The 18,320-nt window shown below is 68.6% G+C and carries 18 protein-coding genes; 7 read left to right on the forward strand and 11 right to left on the reverse strand.

The genetic code is table 11. From position 1 onward, the window contains the following. Positions 1 to 120 precede the first annotated feature (120 nt). A complete protein-coding gene (locus ABDC78_RS15980) occupies positions 121 to 777 on the forward strand; it encodes a TetR/AcrR family transcriptional regulator (RefSeq protein WP_178360162.1) in 657 nt (218 codons plus the stop codon). Continuing rightward, entirely contained in the window at positions 774 to 1,841 is a 1,068-nt protein-coding gene (locus ABDC78_RS15985) for an aminoglycoside phosphotransferase family protein (RefSeq protein ID WP_178360161.1), read from the forward strand. Before ABDC78_RS15980 ends, ABDC78_RS15985 begins: the two co-directional genes overlap by 4 nt. Here the strand turns inward: ABDC78_RS15985 and cbiE are convergent. Both cbiE and ABDC78_RS15995 read right to left on the reverse strand, forming a co-directional pair. Next, entirely contained in the window at positions 1,819 to 3,009 is a 1,191-nt protein-coding gene (gene cbiE / locus ABDC78_RS15990) for a precorrin-6y C5,15-methyltransferase (decarboxylating) subunit CbiE (protein ID WP_178360160.1), read from the reverse strand. The genes ABDC78_RS15985 and cbiE overlap by 23 nt on opposite strands. Positions 3,010 to 3,037: 28 nt before the next feature. After that, positions 3,038 to 3,730: an SDR family NAD(P)-dependent oxidoreductase gene (locus ABDC78_RS15995; protein ID WP_347133513.1), complete on the reverse strand. Its 693-nt coding sequence runs from the start codon at positions 3,728 to 3,730 to the stop codon at positions 3,038 to 3,040. A gap of 119 nt (positions 3,731 to 3,849) precedes the next feature. Between ABDC78_RS15995 and ABDC78_RS16000 the strand changes: the two genes are divergently transcribed. Continuing rightward, positions 3,850 to 4,263 (forward strand): F420-dependent biliverdin reductase, encoded by a 414-nt coding sequence (locus ABDC78_RS16000; RefSeq protein ID WP_178360158.1) that lies wholly within the window; start codon positions 3,850 to 3,852, stop codon positions 4,261 to 4,263. A gap of 5 nt (positions 4,264 to 4,268) precedes the next feature. Here the strand turns inward: ABDC78_RS16000 and ABDC78_RS16005 are convergent, their stop codons facing one another. Beyond that, positions 4,269 to 5,405 carry a Xaa-Pro peptidase family protein gene (locus ABDC78_RS16005; protein ID WP_178360157.1) on the reverse strand — a complete coding sequence of 379 codons (1,137 nt, stop codon included), beginning with the start codon at positions 5,403 to 5,405 and terminating at the stop codon, positions 4,269 to 4,271. A gap of 67 nt (positions 5,406 to 5,472) precedes the next feature. Here ABDC78_RS16005 and ABDC78_RS16010 point away from each other — a divergent pair, with 67 nt between their 5' ends. Beyond that, positions 5,473 to 6,432, forward strand: coding sequence for a 5'-3' exonuclease (locus ABDC78_RS16010; RefSeq protein WP_178360156.1), 960 nt, complete (start codon positions 5,473 to 5,475; stop codon positions 6,430 to 6,432). A 4-nt stretch (positions 6,433 to 6,436) separates the two neighbouring features. Here the strand turns inward: ABDC78_RS16010 and ABDC78_RS16015 are convergent, their stop codons facing one another. The 6 genes from ABDC78_RS16015 to ABDC78_RS16040 all read right to left on the reverse strand — a co-directional run bounded on the left by ABDC78_RS16015 (position 6,437) and on the right by ABDC78_RS16040 (position 13,473). Then, positions 6,437 to 7,246, reverse strand: coding sequence for a DUF4333 domain-containing protein (locus ABDC78_RS16015; protein WP_178360155.1), 810 nt, complete (start codon positions 7,244 to 7,246; stop codon positions 6,437 to 6,439). 55 nt (positions 7,247 to 7,301) lie between these two features. Further along, positions 7,302 to 10,154 carry an RNA helicase gene (locus ABDC78_RS16020; RefSeq protein ID WP_178360154.1) on the reverse strand — a complete coding sequence of 951 codons (2,853 nt, stop codon included), beginning with the start codon at positions 10,152 to 10,154 and terminating at the stop codon, positions 7,302 to 7,304. Beyond that, positions 10,138 to 11,088 (reverse strand): twin-arginine translocase subunit TatC, encoded by a 951-nt coding sequence (gene tatC, locus ABDC78_RS16025; RefSeq protein WP_178360153.1) that lies wholly within the window; start codon positions 11,086 to 11,088, stop codon positions 10,138 to 10,140. The genes ABDC78_RS16020 and tatC overlap by 17 nt, the downstream gene beginning before the upstream one ends. 74 nt (positions 11,089 to 11,162) lie before the next feature. Further along, complete coding sequence (tatA, locus tag ABDC78_RS16030) at positions 11,163 to 11,420, reverse strand: Sec-independent protein translocase subunit TatA (RefSeq protein ID WP_178360152.1); 258 nt, start codon at positions 11,418 to 11,420, stop codon at positions 11,163 to 11,165. A 30-nt stretch (positions 11,421 to 11,450) separates the two neighbouring features. Continuing rightward, positions 11,451 to 12,437, reverse strand: a complete 987-nt coding sequence (locus ABDC78_RS16035; protein ID WP_178360151.1) for a YafY family protein — start codon at positions 12,435 to 12,437, stop codon at positions 11,451 to 11,453. 31 nt (positions 12,438 to 12,468) lie between these two features. Continuing rightward, positions 12,469 to 13,473, reverse strand: coding sequence for a YafY family protein (locus ABDC78_RS16040; RefSeq protein ID WP_178360150.1), 1,005 nt, complete (start codon positions 13,471 to 13,473; stop codon positions 12,469 to 12,471). Between the two features lie 71 nt (positions 13,474 to 13,544). Between ABDC78_RS16040 and ABDC78_RS16045 the strand changes: the two genes are divergently transcribed. Continuing rightward, the gene (locus ABDC78_RS16045; RefSeq protein ID WP_178360149.1) at positions 13,545 to 14,141 is read left to right on the forward strand and encodes a class I SAM-dependent methyltransferase; all 597 of its coding nucleotides are present in this window, start codon (positions 13,545 to 13,547) and stop codon (positions 14,139 to 14,141) included. Here ABDC78_RS16045 and pafA read toward each other — a convergent pair whose 3' ends face one another. Beyond that, a complete protein-coding gene (gene pafA / locus ABDC78_RS16050; RefSeq protein WP_178360148.1) occupies positions 14,142 to 15,500 on the reverse strand; it encodes a Pup--protein ligase in 1,359 nt (452 codons plus the stop codon). It abuts the gene before it with no gap. A 112-nt stretch (positions 15,501 to 15,612) separates the two neighbouring features. Here pafA and ABDC78_RS16055 point away from each other — a divergent pair, with 112 nt between their 5' ends. After that, complete coding sequence (locus ABDC78_RS16055; RefSeq protein ID WP_178360147.1) at positions 15,613 to 15,891, forward strand: hypothetical protein; 279 nt, start codon at positions 15,613 to 15,615, stop codon at positions 15,889 to 15,891. Further along, positions 15,888 to 17,507: an alpha/beta hydrolase gene (locus tag ABDC78_RS16060; protein WP_178360146.1), complete on the forward strand. Its 1,620-nt coding sequence runs from the start codon at positions 15,888 to 15,890 to the stop codon at positions 17,505 to 17,507. Before ABDC78_RS16055 ends, ABDC78_RS16060 begins: the two co-directional genes overlap by 4 nt. 27 nt (positions 17,508 to 17,534) lie before the next feature. Here ABDC78_RS16060 and ABDC78_RS16065 read toward each other — a convergent pair whose 3' ends face one another. After that, on the reverse strand, positions 17,535 to 18,311 hold the full coding sequence (locus tag ABDC78_RS16065; RefSeq protein ID WP_178360145.1) for an IclR family transcriptional regulator: 777 nt from the start codon (positions 18,309 to 18,311) through the stop codon (positions 17,535 to 17,537). Positions 18,312 to 18,320 lie beyond the last annotated feature (9 nt).

Here is an 18,320-nt window from a genome sequence, read left to right on the forward strand (position 1 = left end):
CGCCGGTACCACACTGCGTTGACACCTGTCGCACTTCGTTGACAGTCGTCAGATCTGCAGGTTAATGTCGCGCGTCACCCGCTCTCGAACGGAAGGCGCTGCGTGCAGCGAGGACTACCGGTGCGGTCCGCGACCGACCGGCGCCAACCGCAGAAGAGCGATCTGCGGCGCAGCGCAATCCTCGAATCGCTGGATCACCACCTGCGCGAAACGGGTTTCGACGGCATCAACATCGCCGACGTCACCAAGCGTGCCGGAGTCACGCGGTCGGCCTTCTACTTCTACTTCGAGAACAAGGCAGCGGCCGTGGCAGCGCTGCTGGAACCGATGTACGACGACGGGTTCATCGCCAGCGACATCCTGACCAGCACCGCCGACCCGCCGCACTGGCGGATCCGCGCGATGGTCGAGGCCCTGCTCGACACCGTCGAGCACCATCGCTACCTTCTCGAGGCGATGCTCGACGCCAGGGCGGCCAACCCCGCCATCCGCCAGGTCTGGGATGACGCGCGGGAGTCCTTCGTACCCGGCGTGGCGGCCATGATCGCCGCCGAACGCGACAGCGGGCGCGCACCCGACGGCCCACCGACAGAGGTGCTCGCCGGCATGCTGCTGGAATTCAACGACCGACTGCTCGAGCGCTACACCATCGGCGGCACGCTGAACCGCCAACAGCTCAGTGAAGGCGCAGAGGCGATCTGGCTGCGCACGATCTACGGCAGCGTCGATGTGGCGCGGCAGGACCGGACTTCCGACGAGAAAAGGGCGACATCGTGACGATCCCCCGCAATCCGGCAGACATCACCCCGGCATGGCTCGCCTCGGTGCTCGGCACCGACGTCAGCGACGTCGATGTCGCGGCCATCGGCACCGGACAGACCGGCGCCACCTACCGGGTGACCCCGACCTACCCGTCCGGGCAGGAGACCGCCCCGTCGAGCTTCGCCGTCAAACTGCCCGCCCAGGACGACGCGGTCCGCGAGCGGGTGGCCCTCGGCTACCTCTCCGAGGTGGAGTTCTACTCCGCGATCACCGACAACGTGGCCATTCCCGTGCCAGGCTGCTTCCACAGCGAGATCTCCTCTGACGGAACCGATTTCGTGTTGCTGCTGGCCGATCTGGCTCCCGCCGTCCAGGGAGATCAGATCGCCGGATGCAGCCCCGACGAGGCGGCACTGGCCGTGGAGGCACTCGCCGGATTGCACGGGCCCAGCTGGGGCGACCGGCGCTGGTTCGACCTGCCGTCGATCGTCATGCCCAAGCCGGGTGACGCGGAGGCCGCCAAGGGAATGGGCGATGTAGCGGTCATGGCCGCCGACATCACCCTCGATAAACTGGGCGGATCGGTCAGCGACGAGGATCGCGACACCCTGACCGCGGCGATGAGCCTGGTGACACCGTGGTTGCTCGCCGAACCGGACCGCTTCTCGCTGATGCACGGCGACTACCGCCTCGACAACCTGCTCTTCGATCCGGATCGCACCCGCGTCACCGTCGTCGACTGGCAGACCGTGGGCCTCGGTCTGCCGACCCGCGATCTGGCGTACTTCACCGCGACGAGCCTGCTGCCCGAGATCCGCCCGACGGTCGAGCGCGACCTGGTCGAGCGCTACCACAAGACACTCCTCGGCTACGGTGTCACCGATTACGACGCCGAAACCTGTTGGAAAGACTACCGCCTCGGCGTCCTGCAAGCGCCGTTGCTCACCACCCTGGGGTACGCGTTCGCCGCATCCACCGAACGCGGCGACGAGATGATCCTGACAATGCTGCACCGCGGATGTCGCGCCATCCGCGACCTCGAGGCAATCGATCTGGTCAGGTCCTACCCGTCGGCTTGACCGCAACCCACTGGGTCACCGGCATCGCAGCCCGCCAGCCGGTGAACGACCCGACCGGTTCGCCACGATAGTGCTGGTACTTCCTGAGCTCCCCGCCGTGACGTGAGTACCATTGCGCGACAACAGCTTCTGACTCCACAGTCACCGCGTTGACGACCAGCCGACCGCCGGCGGGGAGCTTGTCCCAGCACGCCTCCATCAGGCCGGGTTGGCTGACACCGCCGCCGACGAAGATCGCCGCGGGTGGCGGCGCGGAGTCGAACGACTCCGGTGCGTCGAACGTGACCTCGACATGCACGCCGAAGGCGATCGCATTCTGCACGATCCGCGCGCGACGGTCCTCGTCGCGTTCGAATGCGGTAGCGCGGCAGTCAGTTCCGCTGCGGCACCACTCGATCGCAACGCTTCCCGACCCGGACCCGACATCCCACAGATGTTCACCCGGGCGCGGAGCAAGCGCCGCCAGGGTGACCGCCCGCATGGCCTGTTTGGTGATCTGCCCGTCGTGTGCGAACGCCGCATCGGGCAGCGTGCCCCCCCGGCGGTCGTCGGGGAGGTACCGCACGGCCATCACGTTGAGATCGTCCACGTCACCGGGCGGCCGGCCCGCCCACTCCCGCGCGGTCGACGACCGGCGCAGTTCCCTCGGTCCCCCGAGTTGTTCGAGCACGGTCAATTCGGAGTCGCCGCGGCCCGTATCGGTCAGCAGCCGGGCCAGAGCCGACGGACTCGAACGGTCACGGGACAACACGATCGCCTGTCCGCCGCGCCGCACAGCGCTGAACGGGTCCTCACTCACCAGGCTGATGATCTCGGTGTCCTGCACCGCCCAGCCGACCCGCGAACAGGCCAGCGTCACCGACGACACATGCGGCAGCACCGCAACCCGATCCGATCCGTAGAGCCGCAGCAGCGAGCTGCCGACTCCGTGCAGCAGCGGGTCCCCGCTGGCCACCACGTGCACATCGGCGTCGGTGTCGTCGAGCAGCGTGCGCAGCGCGGGCAGCATCGGCGACGGCCACGGCCGCCTGACCGCGGACACGTTCTCGTCGAGCAGATCGAGTTGGCGCTGCGAACCCCAGACGACGGTCGCCCTGGCCAGTTCGGCGCGCGAGGTCTGCCCCAGCCCGGCCATCCCGTCGGCGCCGACGCCCACCACGACGATCATCGCTGCCCTCTGCTCTTCGCGCGAGCGCTCATCGCGGCAACCTGCGCCACACGGCCCGCGGCATGATGCGAAATGCGAACGCCAACAACGCCAGTGGGGCAGGAATCCATACCACCCCACTGCCCTTGCGCAGTGCCCGCACGGTGGCGTCGGCCACTTCGCCCGGCGTGGTCGACAACGGCGCGGGGCTCATGCCGTCGGTCATCCGTCCGATCACAAATCCGGGCCGGACCAGCAGCAGTCGCACACCCGAACCGTGAAGCGCGTCGGCGAGGCCGCTGCAGAATCCGTCCAGGCCGGCTTTGGCCGACCCGTACACGTAGTTCGCCCGACGCACCCGAACGCCCGCCACCGACGAGAACACCACCAGCGTGCCGGTACCCGCCGAACGCATCGTGTCGGCCAGCACCGTCAGCAGACTGACCTGGGCCACATAGTCCGTGTGTGCGATCGCTGCCGCATGCCCGGGGTCCTTCTCTGCGCGCGCCTGATCACCGAGGATGCCGAATGCCAGCACCGCGGTGCCGATGCTGCCGTGCTCGGCGACGATGCGGTCGACGATGTCGCGGTGCGACCCCAGGTCGTCGGCATCGAAGTGCACCGGGTACACCGCAGCGGCGCCGGCGTGCTCCAGCACGGCGATCTGCGCCCGCAGATCATCGGGTCGGCGCGCCGCCAGCACCACCGTGGAGCCCGGCGCCAACCGCTGCGCCAATTCCATCCCGATCTCGCTGCGCCCGCCGAAGACGACAACCGGCCCTGCGACTGCGTCTGATCGACGGCTCCCGCCGTTCGTGTCCTCCACGTCAGTGATTATGTCCTGCGCTAGCGTGGTCACCGATGGCGAAGACAACGACCCGACTGACCAACGACGCATTGGCGTTCCTGACCGAACGCCACCTGGCCATGCTGACGACGCTGCGGTCAGACCAATCCCCTCACGTGGTGGCGGTCGGGTTCACCTTCGATCCCAAGACCCACCTCGCCCGGGTGATCACCACCGGGGGTTCGCAGAAGGCGGTCAACGCCGACCAGCGTGGTGTAGCGGTGCTCAGCCAGGTCGACGGCGCCCGGTGGCTGTCGCTGGAGGGAAAGGCCACGGTTCACACCGACATCGAGGCCGTCCGCGACGCCGAACTGCGCTACGCGCAGCGCTACCGCACCCCGCGCCCCAACCCGAGACGGGTGGTCATCGAGGTGCGCGTCGAGCGGGTGCTGGGGTCGTCGAGTCTGCTGGACCGCGGCGAGGACTGACCCGGTCAGCCGACCGGCACCACGACGAGGTCGTGAGGACGGTTGTTCACCGACAGCGCCCCGTCGGAGGTGACGATGACGATGTCCTCGATGCGCGCACCCCACTGCCCGGGGAAGTAGATGCCCGGTTCCACCGAGAACGCCATCCCCTCCTGCAGGGGCAGGGAGTTACCGGCAACGATGTAGGGCTCCTCGTGCACCGACAGGCCGATGCCATGTCCGGTCCGGTGCACAAACGCCTCTGCGAGCCCCTCTGCCGCGAGCACGTCGCGCGCGGCTGCATCAACCTGCTCGGCGGTGACGCCGGGCCGCACCGAATCGACCGCGGCACGCTGCGCCCGCTGCAGCACGGCGTAGCGGCGGGCGATGTCCGGCGCAGGCTCGCCGAGGCTGTAGGTGCGGGTGGAGTCGGAGTTGTAGCCGGGTTCGTAGGGGCCGCCGATGTCGACGACGACGATGTCGCCCGCCTGCAGTACCCGATCCGAGCACTCATGGTGCGGATCCGCGCCGTGTGGGCCCGACCCGACGATGATGAAGGCGACCTCTGAATGTCCCTCGGCCACAATGGCTTCGGCGATGTCGGCGGCGACGTCGGCTTCGGTGCGCCCCGGAACCAGCAGCTCCGGCACCCGCGCATGCACCCTGTCGATCGCCTCGCCCGCCTTGCGAAGCGCGTCGACCTCGGCGGGATCCTTGACCATGCGCAGCGTGCGCAGCACGTCGGTGGCCAGCACCGGAACCACGCCCAGGACCTCCGCGAGCGGCAACAGGTGCAGGGCGGGCATCGAGTCGGTGACCGCGACGGCGAGACGTCCGCTGTCAGGTCCGCCCAGAGCCTGCGCCACCATCGCGTACGGATCCTCACCGTCCACCCAGTCGCGCACGGAGACACCGAGTTCGAGCACGGCGGACTCCTTGAGCGACGCGAGCTCCAGACGTGGCAGCACGATCGTCGGGTCACCGTCTGCGGGCAGCACCAGCGCGGTCAGCCGTTCGAAGGTCTGGGCCCGCGCCCCGACGAGATAGCGAAGATCGTAGCCGGGGGTGATGATCAGGCCCGCGAGCCCGGCATCGGCGGCGGCGCGGGCTGCGGCGGCCAGTCTCCCGGCGTACACCTCGGTGCTGAAACGATGTCCCGTCATGGTGTTCAGGCTAATCCCGGCGCAGTTGCGGGGGCCGGGCAGGAGTGGCGCCTGGCAGGATGACCGCATGAGCAATGCGCCCGTGCTCCTCCTCGACGGTGCCAGCATGTGGTTCCGGTCGTACTTCGGGGTTCCCTCGTCGATCACCGCACCCGACGGACGGCCGGTCAACGCACTGCGGGGCTTCCTGGACGCCGTGGCCACGCTGATCACCCGCGAACGACCTCACCGACTGGTGGTGTGCCGTGACGACGACTGGCGTCCGCAGTGGCGCGTCGACCTGGTCCCGTCGTACAAGTTGCACCGTGTCGCCGAGCAGCACCCGGGAGACGACCCTGACATCGAGGAGGTGCCCGATGAGCTGACCCCGCAGGTCGACATGATCATGGAGATCCTCGACGCGTTCGGGATCGCCACGGCGGGGGCTCCGGAGGCCGAAGCCGACGATGTGCTGGGCACACTGGCCGACCGGGAGCGTCACGATCCGGTGGTGGTCGTCAGCGGGGACCGTGACCTGCTTCAGGTGGTGCGCGACGAACCGGTGCCGGTACGGGTGCTCTACCTCGGCCGCGGACTGGCCAAGGCCACGAAGTACGGCCCTGTCGAGGTCGCCGAAACCTACGGGGTGCCGCTCGAGCGGGCCGGGTCGGCCTACGCCGAACTGGCGCTGCTGCGCGGAGACCCCTCCGACGGCCTCCCCGGCGTGGCGGGTGTCGGAGAGAAGACCGCGGCAACACTTCTGGCCCAGCACGGATCACTGGAACAGATCCTGATCGCCAGCCGGGACCCGGCCTCCAGGCTGTCCAAGGCACACCGCGCCAAACTGCTGGCTGCGGCGGACTACATCGTCAACGCTGAACCGGTCGTAAGGGTCGCCACCGACGCCGAGGTGACGATGTCCACCGAGACCGACACGCTGCCGCTGGCCGCAGTTCAGCCGAAGAAGGTCGCCGAACTGGCGCAGCGCTACGGCGTGTCGTCGTCGATCGGGCGGTTGCAGAAGGCCCTCGACGACCTCCCCGGGTGAGCCGCTACCTCGGCCGCCCGACCTCGTAGGTTCCGTCGTTGTCCTGGAACGTCACCGTCACCTGGCGCTTGGTGCCGTCGATGCTGACCTCGCAGTCGAACGTCTCACCTTGGCGGACCGTGGGAGAAACCCCGTCGTTGCACTGGACGTCGCTGACGTTGTCGGCGCCGTAACCGTTGGTGTCGTCGGTGAGGATCTGCTGAACCCCGCTCTGGGCTGCGGCGATGTCGAGTTTCGTGGTGACGAAGAAGCCCGGCTTCCAGAACCCGAGCACCAGCACCACGGCAACGATGACCGCGGCGAGCAGGCCGACGACGCCGCCGATGACGGCCATCGAGCGCTTCGAACCCTCTTCCGGGGCGGGTGCCGGATAACCGCCGGGCGGGTACTGCCCGTACTGCCCCGGCTGCTGGCCGTACTGACCGGGCTGGCCTGGCTGCTGGCCGTAACCCGGCGGCTGGCCGTACTGCTGGCCGTAGCCCTGGCCGGGCTGTCCGTACTGACCCGGCGGCGGGTAGCCGGCGGGGGTGTATTCGGTCGGCTGCTGGCCGTACTGCTCACCCTGGGGATACTGCTGCGGCGAATACGTCGGCGGCTGGGTGGGCTGCTGATACTGCGGGTACTGCTGCGGCGTGTAGGCGGGCGGCTGCCACGCCGGCTGCTCGCCGCCGCCGGGGGCCTGCGGCTGCTCTGCCCCGGAGGGTGGCTGCCATCCCTGGTTCCCGGTCGATTCGGCCGCCGGCTGGTCTCCGCCCTGTCCGGGCTGCTGTCCCTGCCACGACTGCGACGGGTCAGATCCCTGCGGTCCGCTCATTTCTCTCCTTGGTCGTCCGCGGCTGATGTGCCGGTTTCTGGCCTGCTGCCACACCCTACCCCGCATCAACAGCTACAACGCCGCGCCGAACGTCGCTGATTGTGCGTTTCGCGGTCGCACGCAATGCGGGCGACGGAGCGGCGTTACGTACCTGGTCGGCAAGGTCGAGCACCTGACGGCACCATCTCACGAAATCGCCTGCAGACATCGAGGATCCGCTGTTGGACGATGCTGCGGACCCGGCGACGGCCAGCGCCGACGCCAGGTCTCCGGTACTCGCCCATCGGTGGATCGCGGCGACGAAACCGTCGTCGGGTTCGCGGCTCTGGGTGATCCGATGCCGCTGCTCGTCGGCCCGCAACTCGGTCCACAGTCTGCGGGTCTGATTCAGCGCGCGACGCAACCGGCCGGTCGGAACATCCGAGCCGTCCCCGGCGCCGTACCCGTCGCGCCGCGATTCGTAGAGCACCGACGACAACGCCGCAGCGAGTTCGGCCGCGTCCAACCCCTCCCACACGCCGGCGCGCAGGCACTCGGCGACCAGCAGATCGCTTTCGCTGTAGATACGTGCCAGCAGCCTGCCGTCGTCGGTCACCACGGGGTGCGCAGAACTCCCGTCGGATTCCGGCGTGTCGTCGACGGCGGTGGATTGGTCGACTCCGTCGACGGCGGTGGATTGGTCGACTCCGTCGACGGCGATGAATCCGCGCTCGGTCAGCAGCACCACGATCCGATCGAAGGTCAGTGCCAACGAATTCGTCGCCGCGGCGATCTTCTTCCGGAGTTGATCGTTGTCGCGCTCGATCTTGAGGTAGCGCTCGGCGACCCGGGCTCTGTCCTCCCTGTCGGGCAGGTGGTGGGCACGATGGGCCCGCATCCGGCTGCGCAGGGCGGCCAGTTCCGGGTCGATGTCGTGCTCGGGGGGCGGGCCGCTCCTGCGCCCACGTGCCGAGGGGACATCGCGGCCCGCGGCCGCCGACCGCAACGCCGACGCCAGGTCGCGCCGCGCCTTGGGGTTGCGATGCTCGACCCTCTTCGGCAGAGTCATCGTGCCCAACGGGGCGGCCCCACCGGAATAGTCCGCCGACGAGATACGGCCCGCCCAACGGTGTTCGGACAGCACCAACGGTCGCGGATCGTCGTCGTCACGTGCGGGTTCGAGCACGACGGCCAGGCCACTGTGCCGACCGTGGGTCAGTGTGATGATGTCGCCCCGGCGCAGCGCGGCCAGCGCGTCGTTGTTCGCCTGGCGGCGTTGCAGCCGCGACGCCCGCGACTGCGCGCGTTCCCGCTCGGCGATCTGGGCGCGCAACCGGACGTAGTCGAGGATCGCGGCGTCCCGCCCGCCGAGTTCGGCTGCCAACTCCGTCAGGAGCCGCTCGCCGCGCTCGACCCCGCGCACCAGTCCGACCACCGACCGATCGGCCTGGTACTGCGCGAAGGAGCTCTCCAGAAGCCGGTGCGCCTGCTCGGGGCCCATCTGGTGCACCAGGTTGATCGTCATGTTGTAGGTCGGGGCGAACGAACTGCGCAGCGGGAAAGTCCGGGTAGAGGCCAGGCCCGCGACCTCGGCAGGGTCGACATCAGGATTCCACAGCACCACCGCGTGGCCCTCGACGTCGATGCCGCGTCGCCCCGCACGGCCGGTCAGCTGGGTGTACTCCCCCGCGGTCAACGGCATGTGCTGCTCGCCGTTGAATTTGACCAGCCGCTCCAGCACCACCGTACGGGCGGGCATGTTGATTCCCAGAGCCAGTGTCTCGGTGGCGAATACGGCCTTGACCAGACCGGCGGTGAACAACTCCTCCACGGTGTGGCGGAAGGTCGGCAACATGCCTGCGTGGTGCGCGGCAAGACCGCGCAGCAGCCCCTCGCGCCACTCGTGGAAGTCCAGCACGATCAGATCGGAGTCGTTGAGGTCGGCGGTGCGGCGGTCCACGATCTCGGCGATCCGGCGCCGCTCCTCGTCGGTGGTCAGTCGCAGCGACGATCGCAGGCACTGCTTGACCGCGGCGTCACATCCCGCCCGCGAGAAGATGAACGTGATGGCCGGCAGCAGGCCGGCATGCTCGAGCACGCTGATCACGTCGGGTCGACCGGGCGTGCGAAACAGGCTCGGCCGACCGGAGCGGTTCCGGCCCCGCGGTTGCCAATCGGCCAGCCGGTCGGCTTCGCGCCGATGTGTGATGTGGCGCAGCAACTCCGGGTCGACCAGCAGGTCGCGTCCCGGTTTGGCCGGGCCGGACGCGCGGTAGTCGAACAGATCGAGCAGGCGCTTGCCGACCAGCACGTGCTGCCACAGCGGCACAGGGCGGTGCTCGTCGACCACGACGGTGGTGTCGCCGCGCACGGTCTGGATCCAGCCGCCGAACTCTTCGGCGTTGCTCACGGTCGCGGACAGGCTCACCAGTCGGACGTCGTCGGACAGGTGCAGGATCACCTCTTCCCAGACCGCCCCGCGCATCCGGTCGGCCAGGAAGTGCACTTCGTCCATCACGACATGCGACAAGCCGTGCAGCGCGGGTGAATCCGCGTACAGCATGTTGCGCAGCACTTCGGTGGTCATGACCACGACGTCGGCGTCACCGTTGATGGCCTGGTCACCGGTGAGCAGACCGATGCGTTCAGGTCCGTAGCGGCGCACCAGGTCGTTGTGCTTCTGGTTGCTCAGCGCCTTGATAGGGGTGGTGTAGAAGCACTTTCGGCCTGCGGCCAGCGCCAGGTGCACGGCGAACTCACCGACTACCGTCTTGCCCGCTCCGGTCGGCGCACACACCAGGACCCCGTGACCCTGTGCCAGCGCATCACAGGCGCGACGCTGGAAACCGTCCATGGTGAACGGAAGCTGCGAGGCGAATGCGGTGACGTCGTCGAGGGCCGGGCCCGGCGCCTCAGGTGGCGTCGTCATCGACCACGAGCCGTGACGGTGCGGGCACAGCCGACGGTGCTTCGATTCTCTCGGCGGCACCGATCGGCGCCGCTTCGTCGTCGGCCACCTCGGTCAGGCGGGCGCGTCGCGCCTTGCGGATGTCGTTGAACCGCGAGATCTGGATGGCCAATTCCAGCAGCAGGGTCAACGCCAACGCCAGCGCCAGCATCGAGAACGGGTCCGAACCGGGGGTGAAGAACGCCGCGAAGATGAACAGCGCCATGATCAATCCCCGGCGCCACGCCTTGAGCTTCTCGTAGGGGAGCACTCCCACCAGGTTGAGCATCACGATCAGCAACGGGAACTCGAAACTGATGCCGAAGACCAGGAGCAGGTTGATCAGGAAGCCGAAGTACTGATCGCCGGACAGCGCCGTCACCTGGACGTCGCTGCCGACGGTCAGCAGGAAGTCCAAGGCCGTCGACAGCACCACGTAAGCCAGGATCGCGCCCGCGATGAACAGTGCTGCGCCGATCACGACGAACACCGCGCCGAACCGGCGCTCGTTGCGATAGAGACCCGGGGTGATGAACGCCCACAGGTGGTACAGCCACACCGGGCAGGCCATCACCAGACCCGCCGTCAGCGCCACCTTCAGCCTGAGCATGAACTGGTCGAAAGGCCCGGTGGCGAGCAGTCGGCACTGACCGTCGGGGGCGATGGTGGCCCGCGCGGACTCCGGTAGCGCGCAGTAGGGACCACGCAGCCAGTCGCCGAGGCTCGGCATCCCGAACACGCCGTGGGTGTACCAGAGGAATCCGAGGATCGTGGTCAGCACCACCGCGAACGCTGCCATGAGCAGCCGGCCGCGCAGTTCGGTGAGATGTTCGGTCAACGACATCGTGCCGTCGGGATTGGCCTGTGAACGTCGCCGACGGGGGTCGAGTTTCTTGAGTAAGCCAGGTATCTGCACGGAGGTTGCCTAAGTGCTTCTCACAGGCGCAAGGTCAGGTCGCGGGCGTCGTGCCCGCGAACCGAGATGACTGGTCAGGCCGGGCGCTTGTCCGACGACGGCTCGGTGGCCGCCTGTGTGGTGGGCGCGTCGGCCGGGTCGACGACCCGCTCCGAGGAGATCTGCGTCGGCGTCTCCGTCTTGGAGTCGGCCTGCATCTCCTTGATCTCGGACTTGAAGATGCGCATCGATTTACCCAGGGATCGCGCCGCGTCGGGGAGCTTCTTCGCACCGAAGAGCAGCACGAACACTGCGATGACGATGACCCAGTGCCACGGTTGTAGACCACCCAATTTGGTTACCTCCAGACGTCTGCGCCGAGTCTACCCGCCCGAGGACTCGGTACCGACCCGATAGGCCTCGAGCGCAGCGACGGCGGACTTGCGGACGCGCTCGACGAGCTGCTGGGGCTCGCGCACCCGCACCGCCGAGCCGAATCCCAGGATGAAGCGGGCCATCCACTGATCGGAGGCGTAGGTCATCGTCGCTTCGCACGAACCGTCGGGGAACTCCCGCACCACCCGCAGCGGGTAGTAGTCGAACATCCACGCCGCCGACGGTTCGACAAGAAGTGTCGCCGTGGGCAGGCTCGGGTCCGCGGTGTCCGGGTCGAAGAGTGAGGTGTCCGGGCCGGCCTGCACTGCGGGGGGCGGCGGCGCCGACGGCTCGTCGAGCACCCTGGCATCGACGATCCGATCGAGCCGGAACAGTCGAACGCCCTCGGCCGAGCGGCACCACGCCTCGAGATAACTGTGATCGGCGATCAGGACGACACGTATCGGGTCCACCACCCGACTGGACAGCTCGTCGTGCGATGCCGAGTAGTAGTCGATCGCCAGCGCCTGATCGGCGCGCACCGCGGTCCGCACCGCCGCGGCGGCCTCACTCTCGGCCGGTGCGGGTTCGTCGACCGCGCCGCCTTCGACACCGTGACCGACCTGGCCGGCCGCGGATTCGATCTTGGCGATCGCGCTGCGCGCCGCTTCGGGATCCACCATTCCCGGCACGTCCAGCAGCGCACGCAACGCGACCAGCACCCCGGTGGCCTCCGGCGAGGTCAACCGGAGCGGATGGTCCATGCCCGCGGTGAACGTGACCTCGATGGTGTCACCTGAGAACTCGAAGTCGATCAGGTCGCCGGGCCCGTACCCGGGCAGACCGCACATCCACAGCTGGTTGAGGTCGTCGCGGAGTTGGTCGACGCTGACGCCGAGGTCGATCGCCGCCTCGGCGTAGGTGATTCTCGGGTTCGCCTGGAAGTACGGAACCATGTTCAGCAGCCGCACCAGCCGCGTACTGACTGCGGTCATGCGCGATCCGCCTTCGCTACTCGCTCGCCGGTCACGCGCGAGCCTCGCTGCCCACCGCCGCCTGCGCCTGCAACCGCGCCACGACCTCCTCACGCAGCGAGGGCGGCTCCAACGCCACCGCATCGGCTCCGTAGCTGGCGATCTCGCGTGCCGCCCGGTCGAACATGTCGATGTCGAGGGTGATCTCCTCCCCTGCGCGACCGCCCAGGGTGTACGACCCCACCACGGTGGCCCGCCGGCGCAACGCGGTGGCCCGGCCCTCGGCGACCCAGACCTTGGCCTGCCCGGCCGTCGGCCAGTCACCGACGACCCGGTCCACGATCTCGCGCAGGTTCAGTCCGGGCGGCCTGCTCACCGCGCCCGGCTCACCGATCGGCGTCACCTCCGCACCGATCCGCGAGAGCCGGAAGGTGCGAACGGCGCCACGATCACGATCGTGGCCGACCAGGTACCAGCGACCTCTGTCGGTGACCACGCCCCAGGGCTCCACCGTGCGGGTGGCGTACGGCTCGGTGCGCGACGAGCGGTGCGGAAACTGCACCACATGGCCGGAGTCGATGGCGGACAACAGGATTCCGAGGACCTCCTCGGAGCCCCGCAGCCCGGGGAGCGCGGCGGTGGAGGTGATCGTGACGTCGCCATCGGGCGCGTACACGTCGACTCCGGCCGCCCGCAGCTTCAGCAGCGCACCCTGCGTCGCGGTGATGAGTTCCGGCGATTCCCACAGCTGTGTCGCCACCGCCACCGCGGCCGCTTCGTCGGCGGTCAGCTCCACGGCGGGCAGCGCGTAGGCCTCGCGGCTGATGCGGTAGCCCTCGGTCGGGTCGGTCTGCGACACCCGCCCGGTCTCCAGCGGGATGCCGAGATCACGCAGTTCGTTCTTGTCGCGCTCGAACATCCGCGAGAACGCCTCGTCGCTGGCGTCACCGGAGTATCCGTAGACGGTTTCGCGTATCCGGTCGGCGGTGATGAACGCCCGCGTGGACAGCAGCGCGATGACAAGGTTCATCAGCCGTTCGACTTTGGAGATCCCCACGGGATAGAGCTTAGGGTGCGTCGGGCATCCCATCCGACGGCCGATGCCCGTGCGTCTGACAGGATCGCGCGATGAGTAGTCGATGGCAGCAGTCCGACGTGCCCCGCGGGCAGGACTACGACGCCCGCTGGAAACGCCTCGCCGAGTCCGGTGCCGGCGTCCACGGCGAGGCCGACCTCATCGAATCCCTGCTCCGCGAGTCCGGCGGCAACCGGGTACTCGATGCCGGATGCGGGACGGGCAGGGTCGCGATCGAACTGGCCGCCCGCGGTTTCTCGGTGGTCGGGCTCGATCTGGACCCGACGATGCTGGACACCGCCCGCGCCAAGGCACCTGAGCTGACCTGGATCGAGGCCGACCTCGCCGATGCCGGTTCGCACCTGGACGGGACGTTCGACATGGTGGCGCTGCCGGGCAACGTGATGATCTTCGTCGAACGGGGAACCGAAGGTCGGGTGGTCGACGAGCTCGCGGCCCTGCTGGCGCCCGACGGGCTCCTGGTCGCAGGTTTCCAGCTGCGTACCGGCCGGCTGACGGTGGATCGCTACGACGAACTGACCGCGGCCGCGGGCCTGACGCTGGTGGACCGTTGGGCCACCTGGGACCGCGAGCCGTTCACCGGTGGCGACTACGCGGTGTCGGTGCACCGCGCGGGCACCACCGGCTGATCACATGCTGGCGATGAGCCGCTTCACCCGTTCGTCGACCGACCGGAACGGGTCCTTGCACAACACGGTCCGCTGCGCCTGATCGTTGAGCTTGAGGTGCACCCAGTCGACGGTGAAGTCGCGGCCGGCTTCCTGCGCGGCGCTGATGAACTCGCCGCGCAGCTTGGCCCTGGTGGTCTGCGGCGGTGTGTTCACCGCAGCGTCGATCTCCTCGTCGGTGGTGATCCGCGCCGCCAGGCCCTTGCGCTGCAGCAGGTCGAACACGCCGCGACCACGCTTGATGTCGTGGTAGGCCAAGTCGAGCTGGCTGATCTTCGGGTCGGACAGCTCCATGTTGTAGCGGTCCTGATAACGCTGGAACAGCTTGCGCTTGATCACCCAGTCGATCTCGGTGTCGACCTTGGCGAAGTCCTGGCTCTCCACCGCGTCGAGTTGCCGACCCCACAGCTCGACGACCTGGGAGATCTGCGCGTTCGCCTCCCGGGTCTGCAGGTAGTCGACCGCGCGGGAGTAGTACTCACGCTGGATGTCCAGCGCGCTGGCCTGCCGGCCCCCGGCCAACCGCACCGGACGCCGTCCTGTCAGATCGTGGCTGACCTCGCGGATCGCGCGGATCGGGTTGTCCAGCGAGAAGTCACGGAACGCGACGCCGGCCTCGATCATCTCCAGCACCAGAGACGCCGACCCCACCTTGAGCATCGTGGTGGACTCGCTCATGTTGGAGTCGCCGACGATGACGTGCAGGCGCCGGTACTTCTCGGCGTCGGCGTGCGGCTCGTCGCGGGTGTTGATGATCGGCCGCGAGCGGGTGGTCGCGCTCGACACGCCCTCCCAGATGTGCTCGGCCCGCTGGGACAGGCAGAACGTCGCCGCCTTCGGGGTCTGCAGCACCTTTCCCGCGCCGCAGATGAGCTGGCGGGTGACCAGGAATGGGAGCAGCACATCGGAGATACGCGAGAACTCCCCGGCGCGCACGATCAGATAGTTCTCGTGGCAGCCGTACGAGTTGCCCGCAGAGTCGGTGTTGTTCTTGAACAGGTAGATGTCACCGCCGATACCTTCGTCGGCGAGGCGCTGCTCGGCGTCGATCAACAGGTCTTCGAGCACCCGTTCGCCCGCGCGGTCGTGGGTCACCAACTGGATGAGGCTGTCACATTCGGCGGTCGCGTACTCGGGGTGGCTGCCCACGTCGAGGTACAGACGCGCACCGTTACGGAGGAAGACGTTGCTGCTACGGCCCCAGGACACGACCCGCCGGAACAGATAGCGGGCGACTTCGTCGGGACTGAGCCGGCGGTGGCCATGGAACGTGCAGGTCACGCCGAATTCGGTCTCGATCCCCATGATTCGTCGCTGCACCTCATCGAGACTACTTGCTGCTCGGCGCGACGGTGGCCTGACCACGCCCAGCGCGCCGCGGTGCCTGTGGATAACCACAGCAGGCGTCAGGCCGAATCTGCCAGCATGAGCCATGGGGGAAAGCACACACATCGACCTCGACCGATTGCGGCACCTGGCGGGCCGCATCTCCGCCGCCGCCGATGAGGTCGCCGAAATCCGCGGCGCGCGCTGGGACCTCGACGGGCTGCCCGGATCGTCGGTGCGCACGAGTGTCGAAGCCGCCCCGATCGCCGGCGAGATCGATGGCGTCGCGGAGAACCTTCACCAATGGGCCACCGCCGCACGGGCATCGGCTGACGCGTTCGAACGCGCCGACGCCGCCAACGGTGATCGGTTTCCGCTCAGGTGACCCGGCCCACCGTCTCGCAGGCCGAGGCGTGGCGACCTGAAGCCCTACTTCGGCTCGCCGATGCCTGGGACAGCGTCGCCCGCCGACTGTCCGACCATGTCGACGGTGTCACTGCTGCCATCGAGGGCAGCCGCGAGTTCTGGACCGGGGCCGCCGGTGACGCCGCGCGCCGGCACGCCCAGCACATCGCCGCCGGTTCGACCGCGGCGGCGCGCCGCCTGGTGACCGCGGCGGTGGCCGCCCGCGACGGCGCCGACCAACTGGCGGCGGCGCGCTCCGAGGTGCTGGGCTGGACCGGCGAAGCCCGCGCCGACGGCTACTCCGTCGCCGACGACGGGACGGTCACGGTCGGCTCGGATCCGTCGACGCTGCTCGTGCACCTCGCCGGCGGGAGCGAGGCGGTGGCCGACGAGTTGATGCAAGCCCGTGCCGCGGAACTGAGCGCGCGGCTCACCGGGGCGCTCGACCGGCTGAGCACGGCCGATGCCGACGCCGCGAGCGACATCGCCGACGCATTCGGCGGGCACCGCGCGACGCCGCCCGCAGCGACGGTTCCCGCCGGAGCGTGGCCGGTGCAGGCCGCCGAAGTGGTCGACGGTTGGCCCTCGATGAGCCAGGACCGGATCGCCGCACAGATCGCCGCGATGACGCCGGTGCAGCGCGCGCACCTGACCACCGCGTTCCCCCGGCAGGTAGGCAATACCGACGGCGTTCCCTGGGCCATGAGGGTCGCCGCCAACCGGATCAACATCGCCGAGGCGATCGTCGCCGAGTCCGGACACGACGCGGCGTCCCAGCGCCGGATCATGGTCTACCGCAGCCTGCTCGGTGAGATCGACGACCCGGCCGGGGCCGGTGGCCGGATCCGGCGTCAGATCCTCGCGTTCGACCCGCACCGCGCGTCGCTGGTCGAACTCAACGGTGATCTTGCGGCGGCACACAGCGTTGCAGTGCTGGTTCCCGGAGTGAACACCACGATCGAGGCATCGGCGGCCAACACCGCCACCGCCCGCAGATTCGTCTCAGGCACCGGAGGCGAGGTCGCCGTGATCACCTATCTCGGTGGACCTTTCCCGCAGGTTCGTGATCCCGCAGGCGTACTTCTCAACGCCGCCGATCCGCGCTATGCCCTCGACATGGCGCCCCGACTGGTGGCGTTCACCGAGGACGTCGAACGTGTGGTGCCCGACGGCGTCCCCGTGACGGTGATCGGGCATTCCTACGGCGGCTCGATCGTGGGGACTGCCGAGTCGCTCGGCCTGACGTCGGACCGCACGCTGTTCCTGGCTGCTGCGGGCGCCGGCGTCGGCGTCGACGACCCCGACGACTGGCACAACCGAAATCCTCACGTGCTGAGGTTCTCGATGACCCCACCCGGGGATTTCATCGAGCTCGTGCAGGGCATCCCCGGCGGTCCGCACGGAGCGGATCCGGACCGCGTCGACAGTGTGATCCCTTTGCGCACTGGACATTACGACGATGGGCGGCCGGTGTCGGGCTGGGAAGCACACACCGGCATGCTCAACCGCCCGTCCGATTCGTGGCGCACGATCCTGGCGGTCATCACCGGGGATTCACAGACCCTGCGCCGCGCAACGGCCGGCGCGCCACGTTGAGGCAAGGAGCGGCCGTTGGCGGTGCGCTCAGTCGCGAGCGATCCAGCCCAGTCGCCGGCTGATCGCGTCCGCAGCGGCGATGGTCAGCTTCGCGACCTCTTCGAACCGCTCCACTCCCAGGCGGTAGGAGGGCCCCGAAACACTCAGCGCCGCAATCACTTGGGAGTGGGCGTCGTAGACCGGCGCGGCGACCGCGTTCAGCCCGACCTCGAGTTCTTCGGTCACACTCGCCCACCCGCGTTCGCGTACCGCGGTCAAGTCCCGCTCGAGGTCGTCGGGACTGGAAACCGTGCCGTCGGTGAACGATTCCAGCGCAGACCCCAGCCGGTTGCGCACCTCGGCGGGGTCCAATCCGGACAGCAACACCTTGCCGCTGGAGGTCGCATACGCCGGGCAGCTCTGACCGACCCAGGTGCGCAGCGTGATCTCCGACGGGCCGATGGCCTCGACGACGTTGACGATGCGATCGGCGTCGAGCACCGCCAGGTTGGCAGTCTCCCCCACCTCGACACTGAGCTCGTCGCAGATGTCCTGACTGACCTTGACCATGTCCAGCTGGGCGCTTGCGGCACGTGCGAGCCGGGTGACGGCGAATCCCAGCTGGTACTTACCCCGCTCGGAGACCTGATCGACGAACCCGCGGGCCTCCAACGCCGCGATCAGCCGTGACACCGTCGATTTGTGCACACCGAGCCGGTCGGCGATCTCGGTGACCCCCGCCTGGCTCATCTCGGCCAGGATCTCCAGGACCTGAAGCGCTCGGTCGACGGACTGTACGGCGGGTGAGGTATCGCGGCTGACCATTGCCCACGA

The sequence above is a fragment of the Mycobacterium sp. DL genome (assembly GCF_039729195.1).
Classification (GTDB): domain Bacteria; phylum Actinomycetota; class Actinomycetes; order Mycobacteriales; family Mycobacteriaceae; genus Mycobacterium; species Mycobacterium hippocampi_A.